Source organism: uncultured Parolsenella sp., assembly GCF_934660935.1.
Lineage (GTDB): Bacteria > Actinomycetota > Coriobacteriia > Coriobacteriales > Atopobiaceae > Parolsenella.
Genome location: NZ_CAKUIH010000002.1, coordinates 129,971 through 148,301 on the forward strand (window position 1 = coordinate 129,971; position 18,331 = coordinate 148,301).

General features: G+C 65.4%; 14 protein-coding genes. All 14 read left to right on the forward strand.

The features are described from left to right. Positions 1 to 79: 79 nt before the first annotated feature. The 14 genes from Q0H23_RS01590 to Q0H23_RS01655 all read left to right on the forward strand — a co-directional run bounded on the left by Q0H23_RS01590 (position 80) and on the right by Q0H23_RS01655 (position 18,291). Complete coding sequence (locus Q0H23_RS01590) at positions 80 to 1,729, forward strand: CTP synthase (RefSeq protein WP_293834990.1); 1,650 nt, start codon at positions 80 to 82, stop codon at positions 1,727 to 1,729. Between the two features lie 259 nt (positions 1,730 to 1,988). Continuing rightward, on the forward strand, positions 1,989 to 2,888 hold the full coding sequence (locus tag Q0H23_RS01595; protein WP_293834992.1) for a site-specific tyrosine recombinase XerD: 900 nt from the start codon (positions 1,989 to 1,991) through the stop codon (positions 2,886 to 2,888). Between the two features lie 778 nt (positions 2,889 to 3,666). After that, complete coding sequence (locus Q0H23_RS01600) at positions 3,667 to 4,113, forward strand: MraZ family transcriptional regulator (protein WP_293815170.1); 447 nt, start codon at positions 3,667 to 3,669, stop codon at positions 4,111 to 4,113. Beyond that, entirely contained in the window at positions 4,088 to 5,077 is a 990-nt protein-coding gene (gene rsmH / locus Q0H23_RS01605) for a 16S rRNA (cytosine(1402)-N(4))-methyltransferase RsmH (RefSeq protein WP_293834995.1), read from the forward strand. The genes Q0H23_RS01600 and rsmH overlap by 26 nt, the downstream gene beginning before the upstream one ends. A 215-nt stretch (positions 5,078 to 5,292) precedes the next feature. Further along, on the forward strand, positions 5,293 to 5,880 hold the full coding sequence (locus Q0H23_RS01610) for a hypothetical protein (protein ID WP_293834999.1): 588 nt from the start codon (positions 5,293 to 5,295) through the stop codon (positions 5,878 to 5,880). A 177-nt stretch (positions 5,881 to 6,057) separates the two neighbouring features. After that, on the forward strand, positions 6,058 to 7,683 hold the full coding sequence (locus Q0H23_RS01615; RefSeq protein WP_293835003.1) for a penicillin-binding protein 2: 1,626 nt from the start codon (positions 6,058 to 6,060) through the stop codon (positions 7,681 to 7,683). Between the two features lie 25 nt (positions 7,684 to 7,708). After that, entirely contained in the window at positions 7,709 to 9,169 is a 1,461-nt protein-coding gene (murF, locus tag Q0H23_RS01620) for a UDP-N-acetylmuramoyl-tripeptide--D-alanyl-D-alanine ligase (RefSeq protein WP_293835007.1), read from the forward strand. After that, complete coding sequence (gene mraY, locus Q0H23_RS01625) at positions 9,170 to 10,201, forward strand: phospho-N-acetylmuramoyl-pentapeptide-transferase (protein ID WP_293835011.1); 1,032 nt, start codon at positions 9,170 to 9,172, stop codon at positions 10,199 to 10,201. A gap of 177 nt (positions 10,202 to 10,378) precedes the next feature. Beyond that, entirely contained in the window at positions 10,379 to 11,785 is a 1,407-nt protein-coding gene (murD, locus tag Q0H23_RS01630; protein ID WP_293835014.1) for a UDP-N-acetylmuramoyl-L-alanine--D-glutamate ligase, read from the forward strand. Then, complete coding sequence (locus Q0H23_RS01635) at positions 11,785 to 13,356, forward strand: putative peptidoglycan glycosyltransferase FtsW (protein ID WP_293835016.1); 1,572 nt, start codon at positions 11,785 to 11,787, stop codon at positions 13,354 to 13,356. The genes murD and Q0H23_RS01635 overlap by 1 nt, the downstream gene beginning before the upstream one ends. A gap of 2 nt (positions 13,357 to 13,358) precedes the next feature. Next, positions 13,359 to 14,480, forward strand: a complete 1,122-nt coding sequence (locus Q0H23_RS01640; RefSeq protein ID WP_293835019.1) for a UDP-N-acetylglucosamine--N-acetylmuramyl-(pentapeptide) pyrophosphoryl-undecaprenol N-acetylglucosamine transferase — start codon at positions 13,359 to 13,361, stop codon at positions 14,478 to 14,480. A gap of 273 nt (positions 14,481 to 14,753) precedes the next feature. Beyond that, entirely contained in the window at positions 14,754 to 16,163 is a 1,410-nt protein-coding gene (murC, locus tag Q0H23_RS01645) for a UDP-N-acetylmuramate--L-alanine ligase (protein WP_293835021.1), read from the forward strand. Between the two features lie 9 nt (positions 16,164 to 16,172). Beyond that, complete coding sequence (gene murB, locus Q0H23_RS01650) at positions 16,173 to 17,093, forward strand: UDP-N-acetylmuramate dehydrogenase (protein WP_293835023.1); 921 nt, start codon at positions 16,173 to 16,175, stop codon at positions 17,091 to 17,093. A 106-nt stretch (positions 17,094 to 17,199) separates the two neighbouring features. Next, a complete protein-coding gene (locus Q0H23_RS01655; protein WP_293835026.1) occupies positions 17,200 to 18,291 on the forward strand; it encodes an FtsQ-type POTRA domain-containing protein in 1,092 nt (363 codons plus the stop codon). The last annotated feature ends 40 nt before the right edge of the window (positions 18,292 to 18,331 follow it).

Consider the following 18,331-nt stretch of genomic DNA (forward strand, 5'->3'; position numbering starts at 1 on the left):
TATTTAGGTATATTTCCGGTGCTAGGATGAAAGCCCGTAGATACGTGTTTGTCGGCACTTTTTACGGGAGGATCATCGAATGACAAAGCACATCTTTGTGACCGGAGGCGTTGTTTCTTCGCTGGGCAAGGGCATCACTGCCGCCTCGCTCGGTCGCCTGCTTAAGGCTCGTGGCTACAAGGTCATGATGCAGAAGGCAGATCCCTACCTCAACGTCGATCCGGGCACGATGAGCCCCTTCCAGCACGGCGAGGTCTTTGTCACCGAGGACGGCTACGAGTCTGACCTCGACCTCGGCCACTATGAGCGTTTCATTGACGAGAACCTAACGCGCAACTCCAACTTCACTACTGGTGCCATTTACCAGAGCCTCATCGCTCGCGAGAGGCGCGGCGACTTCCTCGGCGGCACCGTCCAGGTCATCCCGCACGTGACCAATGCCATCAAGGAGCGCTTCCGCCGCGTCGAGGAGCAGAGTGGCGCCGATGTTGTGATCACCGAGCTCGGCGGCACCATCGGCGACATTGAGGGCCAGGCGTTCGTCGAGGCCATCCGCCAGTTCCGCAAGGAGAAGGGCGCTGCTGATTGCTGCCTCATCCATGTGAGCCTCGTGCCTTACATCGCTGCCGCTCACGAGGTTAAGACGAAGCCGACGCAGCACTCTGTCCGCGAGCTTCGCTCCATGGGCATCCAGCCTGACTTCATCATGTGCCGTTCCGACCACGAGGTCGACGAGTCCATCCGTGCCAAGATTGCGAGCTTCTGCGACGTCGAGGCGGATTGCGTCTTCGAGAACTCCGATTGCCCCTCCATCTACGACGTGCCGAAGCACCTCGCTGACCAGGGCTTTGACGTGAAGGTCTGCGAGAGGCTCGGCCTCGATCCCAGGACGTGCGACATGAGCGAGTGGTACGGCTTCACGACGCGCATGCACGAGGCGAACGCGAAGGCCGACACGACGCGTATCGCCGTGGTGGGCAAGTACACGCAGCTGCCCGATGCCTACCTCTCCGTCATCGAGGCGCTCCACCACTCCGGCGTCTACTATGGCCGCCACGTCAAGATCGACCTCATTGATGGCGAGAACCTCGGCGAGGATGACGTCGAGGAGGTCCTCGGTGACGCCGACGGCATCCTGGTGCCGGGTGGCTTTGGCATCCGTGGCCTCGAGGGCAAGATCCTGGCGGCGCATCGCGCTCGCACCAAGAAGGTCCCGTTCCTCGGCATTTGCCTGGGCATGCAGGTGGCTGTCTGCGAGTACGCGCGCAACGTCGCCGGTATGCCGGGCGCTAGCTCGACCGAGTTCCTCCCCGACTGCGAGTATCCCGTGATTGACATCATGCCTGACCAGCAGGATGTCACGTCCAAGGGCGGCACCATGCGCCTGGGCGCCTATCCGTGCAAGGTTGCCGAGGGCTCGCTTGCCCGAGAGGCGTATGGCGAGGAGCTCATCTACGAGCGTCACCGTCACCGCTTCGAGGTCAACAACTCGTACCGCGATAAGCTCCGCGAGGCCGGCCTCACCTTCTCCGGCGTCTCTCCGGACGACCGCCTCGTCGAGATGGTCGAGCTTCCCGAGGACGTGCACCCGTGGTTCGTGGCCGCCCAGTTCCACCCGGAGTTCAAGAGCCGTCCGACTCGTCCTCAGCCGCTGTTCCGCGAGTTCGTTCGCGCGGCAATCGCCAAGCATGAGGGTGTCGACCGTCACGAGGTCAACGCGGGGGAGTAGGGAAACGCCTGGTGGTGTCTGATTTCCTGGCGCCCCGTGACCTCTGCGCGCCGGCGGAGGGCGGGTCGCCGTCTGACGGCGTCAGGCCTCCGTCCACACCGCCGCGATGTGCCTGTCGTCTGGCGATTTGGCGCGTTGGGCTGGTAAGCTGACATAACGCTTCGTTAACTTGTTACCATCTTGGTCGCCTCGCGTTTTTTGCGTGGGGCGACCGTTGTTTTTTCGGGCGTGTCCGATTTGGTTTGAAGGATGAGCGACGTTGGATCTGTCTCGAGCTCTCAGGGAGTACCTCAACTACGTCTCGGTCGAGCGCGGCTGCTCGCGCAACACCGTCTTGGCCTATGGCCGAGACCTGCGCAACTACATCGCAGGCCTCAAGCGCGCGGGCGTTACCCTGCCTGACCAGATCACCCGCGAACGCATCGAGGCCCACATTCAGCACCTGCGTGAGAGCGGCCTTGCCATCTCGAGCGTCGAGCGCGCGGTGTCAGCCATCAAGGGCTTTCACCGTTTCATGGTGTCCGAGCGTATAACCGCGGCTCATCCCGCTGCCGATCTGCCGCTTCCCAAGAAGCCTGACCGCCTGCCTGACGTTATCAGCCGTGACCAGGCCGCTTCCCTTCTTGACCAGCCCTTCCCGGAGACCCCGGCGGGGCAGCGCGACCATGCGATCGTCGAGGTCCTCTACGGCTGCGGCTTGCGCGTCTCTGAGCTTTGCGGCCTTGACCTGCGCCGCGTCCTTCTCGACGAGCAGGTTCTGCGCGTCGTGGGCAAGGGTGACAAGGAGCGTATCGTGCCCATCGTGGGTACGGCCGCAGAGGTTCTTGGCGACTATCTCGAGAATTGGCGCCCGCAGCTCGTGAACCCCCGCGTGTCGACGCCTGCCGTGTTTCTCAACAACCGAGGTCGTCGACTCTCGCGCCAGAGCGTGCACTCGCTTGTGGCGAGAGCCGGCGGCGTCGTGGGCATCGAGGGACTGCATCCGCATACGCTTCGTCACAGCTTTGCCACCCACATGCTCGAGGGAGGGGCGGATCTGCGCATCGTCCAGGAACTCCTCGGCCATGCCGACATCTCGACCACTCAGCTTTACACGCACCTTGACCGCAGCCACATCCGTGAGGTCTATCTGGGAGCTCACCCCCGCGCCAACGCGTAGGGGCGGGGAGCGGCTTTCATCCGTCTGGCGGTAACCGTTGGGCGGCGGGACCGCATGTCTACTTGGCGAATCGAGATTCATGCCCATGCTTTTCGGCCGAGTTGGCCTAGCGGCGCACAAAAAGGTCGCTAAGTAGGGGCCTAATCCTCGAATGGCCGAGTAGACGCCTTATTCTCGTGACAAAACCCCAGCTGGCGAGGAGGCGTTTCGCTTGTCTACTCGCCTGGTTCCGGAATAGCCCCCTACTTGGCGCATCTTTTGACTGCCGGGAGCGCGAAGGGCTGTCGGAGGAGGGGCGTGAAGGGGCGCTTGGCGTATGAAAGCGCATCTTCTCCGTTGCGGCCTCGAAGTCTCCAAACCACAGCGTCCCTGTGCTCGAGTTTGAGCCAATAGCATACATTTTGATGTTCGTGCGATACCTCCTGCCGGTGCACGGATACCGCTCGTCCGGTCGCCACTTGACAAGCATTGTGAAAGACATCTCTTTTACCTGCACCTTCACAGCTTCGTCAAACGTTTGCCCTGCGCGTTTGTGCCCGTCTAGCGATTGCAAATCCGTGCGCCCCAAGTTCCTGTATGCAAACGGACGTTCGCCACTATCCGTGGTGATGGCGTTCCTCGAACGAATGTCGATAAGTCATTCGTAGTGCCGTTTAGGGGGAAATAGTCAGATTTAGGCTTGCTCAGGCGTGCCCAGGCGGTAATATTCTGGCTAGCGCAAACGCACGCGGATGACTCAGACCGGGACGCCGGTCGCGAAGCCGGAGGGGAGCTGAATATGTACCTGACTGGGTCGAAGACCGTTTCTGTCGACGCCCAGGGGCGCATTACGCTTCCAGCCGAGTATCGCGATGAGTTCAAGGAAGAGTCTGGCAACAAGGTCTGCCTCATCCTCGTGAAGGACGCGCTGTGGGGCTTCACCCCGGAGGGCCACAGGGAATGGGTGATGAGTCACTTCAAGGAGGGCTTCAACGCCAACTCCAAGAAGGACAATCTCCGTCGCCTGAGGCTCAACTCCAGCACCGTCACGGTGGAGATTGACAAGAGCGGTCGTCTTCCGCTCAACAAGGTCCCCGCTGCCGTGCAGGAGAAGCTTGGACTTGGCAAGGACGCTGTCGTCGTCGGCGACGCGGATCACTTCGCCGTGTACAACACGGAGAAGTGGGCCGAGCAGCTCGCCGCTCTGATGGAGGATGACGATGACATGTTCTTCGACGAGGACTAGCGAGGTGGAGAAGTTGACAGCAGAATATCGGCATGTACCCGTGATGCTGGAGGAGGTCCTGCGAGAGCTGGACCCCAAGCCGGGAGACATCGTCTGCGACTGTACGCTTGGCGGTGCCGGCCACACGGTCGAGCTCGCTCGTCGTGTCGCCCCCAACGGCCTGTCCCTAGGCATCGACCAGGATGACATGGCGCTTGCCGCCGCTTCCGCGCGTTTCGAGCGCGAGGTCCCGGAGGGCCAGCACCAGTTCCTCAAGGGCAACTTCGGCGATCTCGACGATCTTCTCGTCAAGGCCCAAGTCCCTGGAGTCGACTGCTTCCTGTTCGATCTTGGCGTTTCGTCTCCACAGCTCGACTTACCCGAGAGGGGCTTTTCCTACAACGAGGATGCGCCCCTCGATATGCGGATGGATCCGGGAAAACACACCCAAACCGCAGCTGAGGTCATAAACACCTACACCGAAGCCGACCTCGCCCGGATTCTTTCCGTTTACGGAGACGAGCGTTTCGCCTCCCGTATCGCCCGCGAGGTGTGTCGTCGCAGGGAGAAGGCTCCCATCGAGACCACCTTCGAGCTGGTCGACGCCATCAAGGCCGCCATCCCGGCAGCCGCGCGTCGCCACGGCGGACATCCCGCCCGCAAGTCCTTCCAGGCTCTCAGGCTCGAGGTGAACCACGAGCTTGAAGTCCTCGAGCGAGGTCTTGAGGCGGCAATCCGCTGGGCAAACCCCGGTGGCCGCATCTGCGTCATCAGTTATCACTCCCTGGAGGATCGCATCGTCAAGCACCTGTTTGGCGTCTACTCCCAGGGTTGCACCTGCCCGCCGGATTTCCCGGTGTGCGTGTGCGGACACGTGCCGATCATTCGCGTCAAGACTCGCAAGCCGCTCGTGGCAAGCGAGGAGGAGCTCGAGCGCAATCCCCGCGCCCGTAGCGCCAAGACGCGCGTCGCGGTGAAGCTCTAGGGCTCTGCCGATACGCGCAAACAGGGCAACGCCGGCCGCGAGGCCGTCTTGCATAGTACGACGCACAAACGACGCACCACCGAAGCACGAACACACTACAACGCACTTAAACGCAGCCTAATCGCACCACCAACGAAGAACAGGGTGCCAAGCCGCCCCGCGAAAGCGGGGCGGGCGCACCTGTCGCCACTCTCACAGCACAAGGATGATTCGCAATGACGTACATGGGTACCGAGGCATATGACCTCGACGCCTCGAGGGGGGCGTTCGCTCCGCAGGGGGCTCGCTCTTTCGAGACGATCGAAGGTGCTGGTCTCGATGCCCGCGAGCGCGCCGGCGTCTCAAGGCAGGTTCTCTCCGCCCTCAAGGTCCTCGCGGTCGTCGCGGCGGTCTTCATGGTGCTCTCCGCCGCACGCGTCGGCGTCTTCACGTACGCTGCGACCATCCTCTCCCAGAATTCCACGATGAGAAGCGAGCTCAAGGAGGCCCGCTCCCTTCAGGATGACCTCCGAGTTCAGCGCTCCGTCCTCTCGAGCGCCTCGCGCATCGACCGCATCGCTACCCAGAGCTACGGCATGGTCCTCGCGGGCGACTCCGTCAAGCTCGCCGTCGGCGATGCCGAGGCGGCTGCCGCTGCCGAGGCAGAGGCCGAGAATTCTGCCAGCGCGGATGCCCAGGAGACCAGCGCCAGCACCGCCGCCTCTCCGGAGGAGGTCGCCTCCCAGCTCGGCCAGGCCAACATCACCCAGGGCGACGGTTCCACGGCCGGCGCGAATGCAGTCGATGTGGACTCCATCTCATAACATGCCCGCCAGGGTTTGTTTCGCGTAGACTGGTGAGCCATGGCAACGAGAGGTAACAGAAACGATCGAGGCGCGGGTGCCCGAAGGGGGCGTCCCGCGTCTTCTTATGAAGAGGCGCGCCGCGCGCGCTCTGGTGGTAGGGGCTCGAATTCGAACACGCCCCTCCCGAGGCTCGTCATGGTGCTGTTCGCCCTCGTCGTGGCGAGGCTTCTGTGGCTGCAGGTCATCGATGCCCCTAACCTCTCGACGAAGGCTCAGAGCCTGCACACGACGAATGTCACGCTGACGGCCAAGCGCGGCACCATCTATGACCGCAATGGCAACGTCCTCGCCACGAGCGTCGAATGCCGCACCATCTACTGCAATCCCAAAGAGGTCACGAACAAGCCCACGTGTGCCCAGGAGCTTGCGAGCGCCCTTGGCGGCACGGCGGATGATTACCTGTCGACGCTCTCCCAGGACACCACCTTCGCCTACGTGCAGCGCAAGATCGACACCGAGGTTGCCGACGACCTCCTCTCCACGCTCTCTGAGGATGGCATCACCGGCGTCTACGCCCTCACGGACGTGAAGCGCGTCTATCCGTACGGTGCCGTTGGCGGCCAGGTGCTCGGCTTCGTCGACACTGACGGCAACGGCATCACGGGCCTCGAGCTCCAGTATGACGACGTCCTCAAGGGCACCGACGGCGAGATGCTCATGGAGCGCGGTCGCGATGGCCAGCCGGTCGCCGGCGGCGCCTCCCAGATCCACGAGGCGACGGACGGCCAGGACATCATCGTCTCCCTCGACATCAACATCCAGCAGGTCGCCGAGACCCAGCTCGCTCAGGCGGTCGAGGACGTGAAAGGCGAGTCGGGCAACGTCATGGTGACGGATCCGAAGACGGGCGAGATCCTTGCTGCCTGCTCCACGCCGTTCGCGGACCTCACCGACCCTTCGAGCATCACCAACGAGGGCCTCAAGCTCTCGAGTGTCTCGGACTCCTACGAGCCCGGCTCGACGATGAAGGTTCTCACGATGGCGATCGGCTATGACACCGGCTCCATCACCCAGAACACGAACTTCACGGTCCCGCCGACGGTCAAGGTCGGCGACGACGAGGTCAGCGACGCGGACGATCGTGACTACACCATGGACATGACCCCCACCGAGATCATGCGCCGCTCCTCCAACACGGGCGCGGCCCTCGTGGGCATGACCATCGGCGCGGACAATTTCAGTGCGGGCCTCGCCAAGTTTGGCATCGGCCAGAAGACCGGAATCGACTTCCCCGGCGAGGCGGACGGCATCGTGCCCTCGCGCGACCAGTACACCGGCGCCACGACGGGCGCGGCGGCGTTCGGCCAGGGCATCGCCTTCCCGAGCGTGCAGCTCGTGCGCGCGGTCGGTGCGGTTGCCAACGGCGGCACGATGATGACGCCGCACTTCCTCGTCCAGAAGGGCGGCGAGACGGTCGACTGGGGAGAGGGCGAGCAGGTCATCTCCGAGCACGCCGCCGAGTGTGTCGTGAGCGATATGCGCGCCGTCGTGCAGGATGACGGCACCGGCAGGAAGGCCAACATCGCGGGCTACGACGTCGTCGGTAAGACCGGCACGGGCGAGCAGGCCTCGAGCGAGGGCGGCTATGTCGAGAACCGCTTCATGAGCTCGTTTATCGGCTTCGCCAATGGTAACGACGCCGCGATCCTGTGCTACGTGGGCATCAACGGCACCGCGTATCACGGAAGCGCCGCGGCCGTCCCGCCGTTTGTCGCTATCATGAATGAGGCCTTGACCGACCTGAATGTCCCCAAGGCATAACGTAACCACCGACTGGAGAGATCGCATGATCGAATGCACTGCGAATGACGTCTGCGCGGCCACCGGGGCCACGCTTGTCTGCGGCACGGGCGAGGAGACCCTCGTCGGCGTCGCCATCGACTCCCGACGCGTTGGCGAGCGTGGGCTGTTCGTCGCGTTCCCCGGCGAGAACGTTGACGGAAACGACTACGTTGCCAACGCCATCGCTGCCGGTGCCGGTGCCGGCGTCGTCGCCGTCACACGCGCGGTCTCTCCCGAGGTCGAGCGCGCCGCGCTCGAGGCCGGCTGCGCCATCGTCCGCGCCGCCGATGACGACGGTACGGAGTTCATGCTCCGTCTTGCCGAGTGGTGGCGCGCGCGGCAGGACTGGTGCGTCGTTGGCGTGACGGGTTCCGTGGGCAAGACCACCACCAAGGAGATGCTCGCGGACGCCCTCGGCGCCAAGTACGAGGTCCACGCCACCGCCGGCAACTTCAACAACCTGATTGGCGTGCCCATCACGCTGCTCGAGGCTCCCACTTCGGCACAGGTCCTCGTCGTCGAGATGGGCATGAACCACCCCGGCGAGATCGATCGCCTCGCAAAGTGCGCGCGCCCGCGCGTCGCCGTGATCACGAACGTCGGGACCAGCCACATCGGCCTGCTTGGCTCTCGCGAGAACATCGCCCGCGCCAAGGGCGAGATCGTGGCGCCCCTGGCTGCCGTCCCGGCAAGCACCGTCGCTCCCGAGCCGCGCCTGTTCATGTGCGCGGACGGCGACTACACGCCCTTCATCGCGCGCGAGTTCGCCGATGCGGCAGGTATCCCCGTCACGCTCGTGGGCGCTGGGGCGGGTTGCTTCGCCGGTGCCGCCAACGTCACGCTGGATGACGAGGCGCACCCGAGCTTCGACCTCTCGATCGCTGGCGAGGATGGGGCTCGTCGCGTCACGCTCTCGCTTACGGGCTCGCAGGTCGTGCCCGACTTCCTGCTCGCGCTCTCCGTTGCCTGCCACATGGGCGTCGACGCGAATGCCGCGGTCTGTGCGCTCTCGTCGCTCGCCCCGACCCACATGCGCCAGGAGGTCGTCCGCGCCGCATGTGGTTGCCGCATCATCGACGATTCTTATAACGCAGCGCCGGATTCGGTGGCCGCGGCTCTCAACGCCCTCTGCAGCATGAAGGTGGAGGAGGGCGGCCGCCGCATCGCCGTGCTCGGCGAGATCGGCGAACTCGGTGACGAGGAGGAGCGCCTTCACGAGCTCGTGGGCGCTTATGCCGCCGCGAAGCCGCTCGACATGCTCGTCATCGTCGGCACCGACCGCGCGGACCACATGGAGTCCGCCGCGAGGCTCATGGGCTTCTCCGAGGACAAGATCGTTCGCGTCGATGACGTCCATGCGCTCATGAACGTCATGTCGGGCGTGCTCGCGCCCGATGATCTCGTTCTCGTCAAGGCGTCTCGCGCGGCTATGCTCGACGTATTCGTGAAGGCGGTGACGGCGTAAGTGTTGACCAATCTTCTCGTTGGGTCCCAGTACCCGACCTATCAGGTGTTTGTGTCCTTCTTCGTCTCGTGTCTCATCACGGCGCTCCTCATGCCGTCGTTCATCCGCCTCATGCGCAAGGACGGCATCGGCCAGCAGGTCCGTGCTGACGGCCCACAGACGCACCTCGTGAAGCAGGGCACGCCCACGATGGGCGGCGTGATCATCCTCGCCGGCATGATCCTCACGACCGTGCTCTTCGCGCGCTGGACGCCCGACCTCATCCTTTGCGTCGCGGCTACGATTGCGACGGGCCTCCTCGGCCTGCTTGACGACGTCGAGTCCGTGAGCCACGGGCGCTCGCTCGGCCTCACCCCGTCGCAGAAGATGCTCGGCCTCATCGTCATCTCCGTGTCCTTCTGCCTGCTCGCCGTCAACTGGGTGGGCGTCCCCCCGACGATCACCTTCCCGGGTGGCTTCACGCTCGACCTAGGCGTGCTTGGCTTCAGCGTCGGCGGCGTCAGCGTGCCCTGGCTCTATCTGATCTTCGTGTTCCTGCTGCTTGCGGGCCTCTCCAACGCCGTTAACCTCACCGATGGCCTCGATGGCCTTGCGGGCGGCACCGTCATGGTGGTCATGCTCGCGATGTCGATGGTCGCCTTCTCCTACGACGAGATCAACCTCTCCGTGTTCGCCGCGGCGAGCGCCGGCGCGTGCGTGGGATTCCTCTGGCACAACTGCTATCCCGCGGCCATCTTCATGGGCGACACGGGCTCGCTTGCGCTGGGCGCGGGCTTCGCGGCCCTTGCGGTCCTCACGAAGACTGAGGTGACGTCACTTGTCATGGGCGGCCTCTTCATTTGCGAGGCTCTCTCCGTGATGCTTCAGGTAATCAGCTTCAAGACCACTGGCAAGCGCATCTTCCTGATGGCGCCGCTGCACCACCACTTCGAGAAGAAGGGCTGGAGCGAGACAAAGGTGGTCATTCGCTTCTGGATCGTGAGCGCCATGTTCGCCGCGGTGGGCTTCGCACTCTACTTCCAGCTTCGCTAACGACGGGCCGCCCTCGGGCGGCCTTCTCGCATCCGCTCGCGCCCGCGACGCACGACAAGCCGCGTGCAGTGTGGTCGCACGAGTGGCACAGCCCTGCGGGCTGCCGAGGCACTGACGCCATGGCTGCGGGCAGGGACGCGCCACACACTGAAATGACGAGCCAAAGGGGGCTTTCACATGACTGGCGGCAAACTTGGGGACGTTTGCGTCCTTGGCCTTGGCAAGACGGGAGAGGCCGTTGCCGAGTACCTTCTCGCCCAGCGCGATGATGGCAGGGTGAGTTCCGTGACCGTGGTGGGCGGCGCCAAGAGCGCCCCGTCTGACGAGTCGCTCGCCCTCGAGCATGAGGGTGCGAAGGTCGTCTACGGCACCGAGGGCGTCGAGGGCGATTTCGACCTCGCGATCGCCTCCCCGGGCATCTCCGAGTTCAGCGACTTCTATGCGAATGGCAAGGCCGCCTCCAAGGAGATCATCGGCGAGCCCGAGCTTGCCTGGCGCGAGAGCCCCGAGCGCTGGGTTGGCATCACCGGCACCAACGGCAAGACCACGACGACCACCCTCGCCCGCGACCTCCTTCGCGCGGGTGGCCTTGCTGCCGAGGCGGTCGGCAACATCGGAACGATGGCCATCGGCGAGGTTGCCAGGCGCGCTCCCGGCGAGTGGCTCGTGGCCGAGCTCTCGAGCTTCCAGCTTGCGGGAACGGTCGAGCTGCATCCCCATGCGGGCGTGCTGCTCAACGTCACGCCTGACCACCTCTATTGGCATAAGACGATGGAGAACTACGCAGCCGCCAAGGAGCGCCTCTTCCGGAACATGGACGCCGGCGACCTCGCCGTCATCTCTGACGGAGACTCCTGGTGCCGTGACATTGCCGCGCGCTGCGAGGCACGTGGCCTGCGCGTCTGCCATCTGCTTGCCGCGGGCGAGGCCCCCGAGGCCACGACCGCGAGCGCCGCGTGGGAACGTACCGACGGCATGCTCGTCGTGCGCCTTGACGGCTGCGACGTCGAGCTCGTGAACAAGGGCGATCTCTCGATCGCCGGCGAGCACAACGTCGAGAACGCGCTCGCCGCCTCTGCGCTCGCGCTTGCGTGCGACGTTGACGCCGTCGACGTCCGCGCCGGGCTTCTCGCCTTCAGTCCGCTCGAGCATCGCATCGAGCCGTGCGGCGAGCTTGTCGGCGTGCGCTTCGTGAACGACTCAAAGGCTACGAACACCGATGCGGTCTCCAAGGCGCTCACCGCCTTCGAGCCCGGCCGCGTCGTCATTCTCCTCGGCGGACACGACAAGGGCACGGACCTTTCCGAGATGGCCGCAGACGTCGCCCGCCACGCCCACGTCGCCGTGTGCTTCGGCGAGGCAGGGGAGCGCATCGCCGAGGCGGTCGAGGCCGCCGGCGGCGTGGTGGTCCGCGCCGAGCACCTCGAGCAGGCGCTCGATGCCGGCATCGAAGCAGCGCGCCCCGGCGATACCGTGCTTCTCTCGCCCGCGTGCTCGTCTTTCGATGAGTTCTCGGGCTTCGAGGAGCGTGGCCGCGTCTTCAAGTCCCTCGTCGCCGATCGCATCGCCAAGGGGAGCAACTAGTGTCTTCACGCGCCAACGCCAGCGTGGCTTCTGCGCGCGGCTCCCGGGCGGGCCGCGAGGAGTCGTCTGCCTCAAACATAGAGCGCAAGATCATGGGCGTGCCCGCTTCGATCATGAAGCCGAGGCTCTTGTTCGTCGCGGCCATCGTCGCGCTGACGTGCTTCGGCCTCGTCATGATCTTCTCGGCCTCCTCGATCGAGGCCCTGTCCGAGCAGGGCGACGCCGCGTATTACCTGAAGCGTCAGCTGCTTTGCATCGGCCTTGGCCTCATACTCGCGTTTTGCACGGGATTCTTCGACTATCACAGCATCTGTTCGAGGCCCGTGCTGCTGTTCCTCTGGGTCGTGACGATGGGCATGCTGGTCGTCGTCTTCGTCGCCGGATCGGGCGCCAACGGAGCGACGCGCTGGCTAAGCGTGGGACCGCTCCGCATCCAGCCCTCGGAGTTCGCCAAGGTGACGGTCTTGTACGCGGCCGCCACGCTTGCCTCGGAGTTCTTTGGCGACCGTGCCACGTCGATTGGCTCGTTCGCGATCACCGCGGGAGTCGCCCTCGGCGGGCCGCTCGCGCTCATCCTCGTCCAGCCTGACAAGGGAACCACGGGCATCATCGTCTTGATGATCATCTCGCTTGCCTATGCCTCGGGCTTTCGGCGCGACCTGATCGTCAAGGTCCTTGGCGCCCTGTGCGCCATGGCGATGGTCATCGTCCTCTCCGACGGCTACTCGCGCCAACGCGTCCTCACGATGCTCGACCCCTGGCTGGATCAATGGGACTCCGGCTATCAGCTCACGCAGGGGTTCATGGCCTTTGGCTCCGGTGGTCTTTTCGGCCGTGGCCTCGGCATGAGCGTCGCCAAGTACTCCTACCTCCCCGAGGCGCACAACGACTTCATCTTCGCCGTCATCGGCGAGGAACTGGGCCTCGTGGGCACGCTCTTTGTCGTCGCGCTTTTCGTGCTCCTCGCGTATGAGGCCAAGAAGATCGCCGATTCCGCCCCTGACCTCATGGGCCGTCTCATCGTCATCGGGGCGACGACCCTGTTTCTCACGCAGTTCTTCCTGAACGTCTTTGGCGTGCTCGGCTTCTTCCCGCTCTCTGGCAAGCCCCTGCCGTTCCTGAGCTATGGCGGCTCCTCGATCATGAGCTGCCTGGCGCTGGCGGGGGCCATCGTGGGCGTCTCGAGGCATTCGAGCCTCCCCGAGACGGAGCACGACCGTCGTCGTAGGCAGATCGGCGTCGTCTCGGACGAGGAGGACACGGGCGTTGGCGAGGCGCACGTGAGGGGCGTCGGATACGCGACGCCTCCCACGAGTAGGCCTAGCTCGCGTGGTTCCGGCTACTCCGGCGCAGGTTCGCGCGTCGCCTCGACGCCGCTTCAGGGCAGGCCCTCGTCGGGCGGTGCCTTCACCGTCGTCGAGGGAGGGGCGGGCAGGGCCGCTGGCCCCCGCCAGAGGATCAACCTCCAGGGTGACGCGCGCTCGCGTCTGCGCTCGGACGATAAGGGTCCCAGGGTCCGCAACAACGGCGGTGCCTCGGGTGGTTCAAACAGACCAAGGAGAAGGGGATAGCGATGGCAGACAAGCTCAGGGTCGCGATTGCGGCGGGCGGTACGGCTGGCCACATCAATCCGGCGCTTGCGCTCGCGGAGGAGCTTCGCGACCGCGGCCACGAAGTGACCTTCTATGGCCGCCCCTCCAAGCTCGAGGGAACGCTCGTGCCTGCTGCGGGTTTCGAGCTCGTGCCCGTCGAGGTCACGGGCTTCGACCGCTCTCGCCCCTGGACCGCGCTTACGTCGCTCTACCGCGTCTGGTCCGCGAAGAGGGCCCTCGGCAAGCTCTTCCGCGCGCAGGGCGCGCCCGATGTCGCCTGCGGCTTTGGCGCCTACGTCGAGGTTCCGCTCCTGGGCTGGTGCAAGGACGCTCACGTACCCTATCTGCTTCACGAGCAGAACTCCGTTCCGGGGCTTGCCAACAAGATGATGGCGGCTCACGCGGAGCGCGTCTGCATATCCGTGCCCGCCGCGCGTGAGGTCTTCGCCCGCGCGGACAAGCCCGAGCTCGTGGTGCTCACGGGCAATCCCGTTCGCAGGAGCGTCATCGCGGGTTCGCGCGAGGCCGGCCGTGAGGCGCTAGGCATCCCCGCCGACGCCACGCTGCTGCTCGTCTTTGGTGGCAGCCTTGGCGCGCGCACCCTCAACGAGGGTATGGCAGCCCTCAAGGAGCGGCTGCTTGCGGTTGACGGACTCTATGTCGTGCAGTCGACGGGCAAGGGCGGCTATGACGCTGCCGCGGAGGCCCTCGCGCTCACGGAGGATCAGGCCAGGCGCTGGCGCCTTCTTCCCTACATCGACAACATGGGAGACGTGCTCGCCTCGGCGGACCTCGTGCTCTCGCGTGCCGGCGCCTCATCCATCGCGGAGATTGCCGCCCTCGGCGTACCCTCCGTGCTCGTTCCGTATCCCTTCGCCACGGCGGACCACCAGACCACGAACGCCCGCTACCTCACCGACGCGGGCGCCGCGGTGCTCTTCACCGATGAGGAGGTCTCCGGCGAGGCGTTTGCCGAGAAGCTCCTCGCGCTCGTGACGGACGCGCAGGAGCGCGGCGCCATGCGCGAGCGCGCCCGGGGCCTTGCCCAGGACCGCGCCGCCGTCAAGCTCGCCGACGAGCTCGAGGCCGTCGCGCGCGCCTAGGGCCCGCGGGCAGAGTTGTGCCGGCACGCACCTTGGGCTCGCTCCAGCTTACGTCGTTGCCATTCGCAAATCCGAGGCGTCGCATGCCCAGAGGCCGGGTGCCGAGGGCCTGCGGCGCCTCGGCCTTTGGCGTTCCTGATGAAGACGGGCATGCTTGTGCGCGCGACCGTGGGGCTGGGCTAAACTAAAGAGCTGTATGCGAATCCAACGCGTGTCTTCTGGCATGCGGACAGGTGCGGCTATCGCCGCCACAAACAAGAGGGGAGCCATCGCATGGCAACCACTTCTGAGAAGCTTCCGTTCGAGCGCGTCCACATCATCGGCATTGGTGGTGCCGGCATGAGCGGCATCGCGCTCGTCCTCCACGAGCGTGGCATTCACGTCACCGGCAGCGACCTCAAGAGCTCTCGCTACGTTCGCGAGCTCGAGGCTGCCGGCATCGAGGTTCACGTTGGCCATGACGCCGCCACGATCGACGCCGTGAACCCTGACGTCGTCGTCATCTCGACGGCCATTCCGGAGTCTAACCCCGAGGTCATCCGCGCCCGCGAGCTCGGCATCGACGTCTGGCCGCGCGCCAAGATGCTCCCAGCCCTCTCGCTCGGCCACAAGACCATCGCGGTTTCCGGTACCCACGGCAAGACCACCACGTCTTCCATGGTCACCACCATGCTTGACCGCATGAAGCTCGACCCGTCGTTCCTCATCGGCGGCTTCGTCGAGGGCTACGACACGAACGCCCACAGCGGCAAGTCCGAGTTCTACGTGGCCGAGGCCGACGAGTCCGACGGCTCCTTCCTCTTCTTCGACCCGACCGTCGTCGTGGTCACCAACATCGAGGCGGACCACCTCGACCACTACGGCACCATCGAGAACCTCGAGAACACCTTCGGCCAGTTCATGGGTTCCGTGGGCGAAGACGGCTGGGTCGTCGCCTGTGGCGAGTCCGAGCGCGTGCGTAGGGTCGCCGCCTCCTGCGGCCGTAAGGTCGCCACGTACGGCTTCGAGGGCGACGGAGAGTTCGACTACGTCTGCGTCCCCGAGCCGACGCACCACTCCATCGAAAGCCACCTCACGGTGAAGACCCCCTCTGGCTCCGAGGTCAAGGTCGTCATCAAGGCCAACCCCGGCCGCCACAACATGCTGAACGCCACCGCCGCCATTGCCGTGGCGGATGTCCTCGGCCTCGACATCGAGAAGGCCGCGGCCGCCCTCTCCACCTTCGCCGGCGTAAAGCGCCGCTTCACCCACGTCGGCGACGTGGACGGCATCACCGTCGTCGATGACTACGGCCACCACCCCACGGAGGTCGCCGCGACCCTCTCCGCCGCCTCCGGCCTTGACTATGACCGCGTGGTCGTCGTCTTCCAGCCGCACCGCTACACGCGCACCCAGGCCCTGGCGGAGCAGTTCGGCCACGCCTTCGACGACGCTGACGTCCTCTTCGTGATGGACGTCTTCTCCGCGGGCGAGATGCCGATCCCCGGCATCTCCGGCAAGACCGTCGCCAACTCCGTCAAGGAGAACGGCCATGTCGCCGAGGTGAACTACGTCCCCAACCGTCGTGAGCTCATGGCGCGCCTCGTCGAGGAGGTTCGCCCCGGCGACATCCTCCTGACCATGGGCGCCGGTGACGTCACCCTCGTGGGTCCGGCGTTCATCGAGGCAAAGAACGAGGCCTAGGGGCTGCGCTTGAGTCTGGCTAACGCATATCTCACACTCTCCGGTGCCGTCGACGCGGATATCACCCGCGGCGAGCGCCTCGCGCACCGCACGACGTATCGAATCGGTGGCCCCGCGGCGATGCTCGCCGTCTGCCACACGCCCGCGGCTCTCTCTCGCGTGATCGAGGTCCTCGGCGCCCAGGGCGTCGAGTGGGTCGTCATGGGCAAGGGTTCGAACCTGCTCGTCTCGGACGCCGGCTTTGACGGCTGCGTCATCGTCCTCGGCCGCGAGTTCTCCCGCATCGAGGTCCTGGCGGAGGATAACAAGATCGTCGCGGGTGCCGCCGTCCCGCTTTCGCGCGTGGTGACCGCGGCGACGAAGGCGTCGATGTCGGGCCTGGAATTCGCCTGCGGCATCCCGGGCACGCTTGGTGGCGCCGTCTCCATGGATGCGGGCGCGCGTCGCGAGTGGATCGGCCGTCGCGTCGAGAGCCTCGTGGTCTTTCGCCCCGGAAGGGGCCTCATGCGCGTCTGGGGTACTGACGTCGAGTGGGGCTATCGTTGGACGAGCCTTGGCGGCGCGGATATCGTTCTCGAGGCGACGCTCGCCCTCGACCCCGGCGACCGCGCTGAGATCACCGCCCAGATGGAGCAGCTCCTCGCGCGTAGGCGCGCGACGCAGCCCATGGGCAAGCCCTGCTGCGGCTCGGTCTTCAGGAATCCTCCCGGAGACAGGGGCGCGGCCCAGCTCGTCGAGGCATGCGGCCTCAAGGGGTACTCCTCCGGCGGCGCTCAGGTCTCTGACGTGCACGCCAACTTCGTCGTAAACAACGGCACCGCCACCGCGGCCGACGTCCTGGCCGTCATGAGGGCGATGCATGACAGGGTGAGGGAGGCAACGGGTGTCGACCTCCAACCGGAAGTCAAGTTCCTCGGCTTCACGTCGTAGCGCGCGCGGTCGCGTCGCCACGCCGCGTGGCTCCTCAAAGATAGCTTCGCGCACAGGATCGGGTCGTCCGGCCTCTGGGCTGCCGTCCGCGCGCCCCACGGCGCGAGTGACTCCCAGGGTCGCCCCCGGCGGTCCGGCGGGCTCCAAGGCGGGCACTCGTGGCAAGCTCAATACCCCGGGCTCGCGTCCCAAGACGCCTTCACCGTCGTCTCGCGAGGCGCTGCGCGGGCGCGATGGGGGCTCGAGCGGCAACGTCAACGTGCGTAGGGTTGCCGTTGGCGCGGGCATCGTCGCCGGCCTCGCCCTCGTCTCGCTAATCGTGCTTCTCGTCTTGGCGCAGCTGCCGGTCTTCGTGATCACCGGCATCAACGCCACGGCCTCGGAGCACGTGAGCGAGTCCCTGATCGCCAAGCTCGCCTCCGTCGAGGAGGGGACGACGCTGCTCAACGTCGACACCTCCCAGATCACGGAGAAGGTCTCGAAGAATCCCTGGGTCAAGCGCGTCATCATCAAGCGCGAGTTTCCGGATACGCTCGGGGTCTCCATCGAGGAGCGCTCGGTTGCCGCGCTCGTCGTTATTGGCGGCGGTACGAGCGTGTGGGCGCTTGGTGACGACGGTGTCTGGATCGAGCCCGTGCAACTCGATACCTCTTCCGGGGAGGACGTCGTCCAGCTCGCCCTCGCCCGTGCGCAGGAGATGGGCTGCCTGCTCATCGCCAACGTGCCGGCCACGGTCAACCCCGCGCAGGGCGCGCCCTCGACCGATGACCCCATCCTTGATGTCCTGACCTACCAGAGCCAGCTCCCCGATTCCATCAGCGCCGAGGCCCAGGTCTTCTACGCCGCGAGCTCCGGAAGCATCTCCGTCGTTCTCAAGAGCGGCCTCGAGGTCTCCCTTGGCGCGGCGAATGATGTCTCCGCAAAGGCTCAGGCCCTGAGCGAGATCATGGCTAACTACGGCGATCAGCTCACCTACGTCAACGTTCGCGTCCCGAGCAAGCCCACCTATCGCAAGGTCGCGGATGGCACCACGCTTTCTGGCGCTGCCAACACCGTGGCGCAGATCACGGCCGAGTCCACGCCGGCGACAACCTCTTCCTCGAGCGATGACTCCGGCGAGGATGCCGGTGACGGCTCGGATGGTGACTCCGCCGGAGACTCTGGCCAGTACGAAGATGCGGGGGCGGACGAGGGATAACACCGCTACCGCCGGCGGCCCCAATCTGCAGTTCGCGTGA

Bases quoted from the DNA above. Each gene is read 5' to 3' on its own strand.
- Q0H23_RS01590 (WP_293834990.1), top strand. From the start codon at position 80: ATGACAAAGCACATCTTTGTGACCGGAGGCGTTGTTTCTTCGCTGGGC.
- Q0H23_RS01600 (WP_293815170.1), top strand. From the start codon at position 3,667: ATGTACCTGACTGGGTCGAAGACCGTTTCTGTCGACGCCCAGGGGCGC.
- rsmH (WP_293834995.1), top strand. From the start codon at position 4,088: ATGACATGTTCTTCGACGAGGACTAGCGAGGTGGAGAAGTTGACAGCA.
- Q0H23_RS01610 (WP_293834999.1), top strand. From the start codon at position 5,293: ATGACGTACATGGGTACCGAGGCATATGACCTCGACGCCTCGAGGGGG.
- Q0H23_RS01615 (WP_293835003.1), top strand. From the start codon at position 6,058: ATGGTGCTGTTCGCCCTCGTCGTGGCGAGGCTTCTGTGGCTGCAGGTC.
- murF (WP_293835007.1), top strand. From the start codon at position 7,709: ATGATCGAATGCACTGCGAATGACGTCTGCGCGGCCACCGGGGCCACG.
- murD (WP_293835014.1), top strand. From the start codon at position 10,379: ATGACTGGCGGCAAACTTGGGGACGTTTGCGTCCTTGGCCTTGGCAAG.
- Q0H23_RS01640 (WP_293835019.1), top strand. From the start codon at position 13,359: ATGGCAGACAAGCTCAGGGTCGCGATTGCGGCGGGCGGTACGGCTGGC.
- murC (WP_293835021.1), top strand. From the start codon at position 14,754: ATGGCAACCACTTCTGAGAAGCTTCCGTTCGAGCGCGTCCACATCATC.